The sequence below is a fragment of the Arthrobacter agilis genome (assembly GCF_002953615.1).
Lineage (GTDB): Bacteria > Actinomycetota > Actinomycetes > Actinomycetales > Micrococcaceae > Arthrobacter_D > Arthrobacter_D agilis_B.
In genome coordinates this window covers 3,467,065-3,469,160 of sequence record NZ_CP024915.1, presented here as the reverse complement: position 1 = coordinate 3,469,160, position 2,096 = coordinate 3,467,065, and the positions used below count along the sequence as shown (strand labels likewise).

At 68.9% G+C, this 2,096-nt stretch carries 3 protein-coding genes; 1 reads left to right on the top strand and 2 read right to left on the bottom strand.

Annotated elements, in window-relative coordinates:
• Window positions 1-8: 8 nt before the first annotated feature.
• A complete protein-coding gene (locus tag CVO76_RS17125) occupies window positions 9-881 on the bottom strand; it encodes a muramidase family protein (protein WP_208740249.1) in 873 nt (290 codons plus the stop codon).
• A 308-nt stretch (window positions 882-1,189) separates the two neighbouring features.
• On the opposite strand from CVO76_RS17125, the gene CVO76_RS17120 reads away from it, so the two are divergent.
• Window positions 1,190-1,543 (top strand): Rv2175c family DNA-binding protein, encoded by a 354-nt coding sequence (locus CVO76_RS17120; protein ID WP_208740248.1) that lies wholly within the window; start codon window positions 1,190-1,192, stop codon window positions 1,541-1,543.
• 34 nt (window positions 1,544-1,577) lie between these two features.
• Here CVO76_RS17120 and CVO76_RS17115 read toward each other — a convergent pair.
• A partial coding sequence (locus CVO76_RS17115) for a polyprenyl synthetase family protein (RefSeq protein ID WP_208740247.1) occupies window positions 1,578-2,096 on the bottom strand: 519 nt, incomplete at its 5' end.

Sequence of the window (2,096 nt, the reverse complement as noted above, 5' to 3'; positions counted from 1 at the left end):
GTCGGGCATTACGCCACGACGGGAGGGGTGGCCTTCGGTGGCGTCGGCTGCGCCGGGGCGGTGCCGGACAGCTTCAGCACCTGCCCGGGGTGGATGATCGACGACATGGACAGGTTGTTGGCCTTCAGGAGTGCAGTCAGGCCCACCTTGGTGCGCGAGGCGATGGCGCCGAGGGTGTCGCCCGGCTTGACCGTGTAGGTGCCGCCGGCAGGGGCAGGGGCAGGGGCGGGAGCCGGTGTCGCCGCGGGTGCCTTGCCTCCGAGGCCGAGCTTCTGGCCGGGGTAGATGATCGAGGTCATCGAGAGCTTGTTGGCGGCCAGGAGGCTCTGCAGGCTGACGCCGTTGCGGGCGGCGATGGCCCCGAGGGTGTCACCGGGCTTGACGACGTAGGTCGTCGCGGACTGCGGGGCGGGGGCGGCAGGAGCCGGCTTGGCCGTCGGGGCGGTGCTCCCGGTCAGCTTGATCTTCTGCCCGGGATAGATGACGGTGCGCGCGTCCATCCGGTTGAGCTTGAGGACGGCGTCCGTGGAGAGCCCGTACCGCTTGGAGATCGCGCCGATCGTGTCGCCCGGCTTGATCGTGTAGCTGCTGGGCACCGTCTGCGTCACGATGGCGATCTTCTGCGCGGGGACCTGGCTCGCGACGAGGGCCGCGGGCACCATGGAACGGGCAGGAACGGGTGTCACCGTCGCTGCGAGGTGCCGTGCGGTGGAAGCCTGCGGGGCGGGTGCTGCCGTCGCCGGTTGGGCGAGGGCCACGGAAGAGAGAATCACCGCGGGCAGGGCGGCGGTGGTCACGGCGACGTTCAGGCCGCGTGGGCTGGCGCCGACGGCCTTCCTGCGGGTGCCGTTCAGCGGTGCTTTCGATCGCTGGGCAGTCATTGTTCGTTCCTCGTCTGTTGGCGGCTGAGTCCGCGCGGACGCACCTGCCCGGAGTGGTGCTCGGAACCGGGCCGGTGCACGTGCTGGTGATGCTATTGAGTCACCTGTTGATACTGTTACTTGTGTGACTCCTGTGAATTTACACGAAATGCGGTGTAGCACAAGAGCCGAACAATAGGCGGCACAGACGACTGTCGGCGTGTCGGGCCCCGTCGTAAGACGTATTGCCCGGATACGCGGTCCGCGGGGGCGCTGTCCGCCGACTCGCCCGAGTGGAGATGGCTGCTGGAGCATGGCACCCTTGAACGGTGACTGAACTCGAACAACTCGTCCCGTCCTGGCTCAATCTCCCCGAGGTGGCCGAGGCCCTCGATCTGCCGATCACCAGGGTGCACTCGCTCATCAGCGACAGGTCGCTCGTCAGCGTGCGGATCGGCGACCGCAACGTCCGCAGCGTGCCGACCGAGTTCCTCGTCGACGGCACCGTCCTGGACAGCCTGCGGGGGACCGTCGTCGTCCTGGCCGATTCCGGCTACGGCGACGAGGACATCATCCGCTGGCTCTACACCGAGGACGAGACTCTTCCGGGCCGCCCCATCGACGCTCTGCGCGAGGGGCGGAAGACCGAGATCCGCCGTCGCGCCCAGGCAGCCGCCTGGTAGGCAGGAACTGAGCGGAGGCATCCCTCCGCAGGGGTCACGCGGTCCGCGTGACCGCCGCCTCCGCGAGCAGGCGGAGTGCACGCTTCGCCACCGTATCGATCGGGAGCCCGGCCAGTGCCTCGAAGGCCTCCTCGGACTTCCGCGCGATGAGGTGTTCGGTGTGGGCCAGGGCGCCGCTCCCGATGATGAGGCTCCGCAGCGCATCGACCGCGATGTCGTCGAGGGACGTATCGCCCAGCATCGCGTTGATCGACGCGCCTGCCTCGGGTCCGCTCGAGCCGATCGCGCGGGCGATCAGGAAGGTGCGCTTGCCCTCGCGGAGGTCGTCACCCGCCGGCTTGCCCGTGACCACGGGATCCCCGAACACGCCGAGGACATCGTCCCGCAGCTGGAAAGCCTCGCCGAGGGGGAGGGCGAAAGCGGAGAACGCCGTGAGCAGGGCCTCATCGGCCCCGGCCAGCGCTCCACCGAGCATCAGCGGACGCTCCATGGAGTACTTCGCGGACTTGAACCGCAGGATGTTGAGCGCACGTTCCTCGGCGACGGCCGGCGT

Bases quoted from the DNA above. Each gene is read 5' to 3' on its own strand.
- CVO76_RS17125 (WP_208740249.1), bottom strand. From the start codon at position 881: ATGACTGCCCAGCGATCGAAAGCACCGCTGAACGGCACCCGCAGGAAG.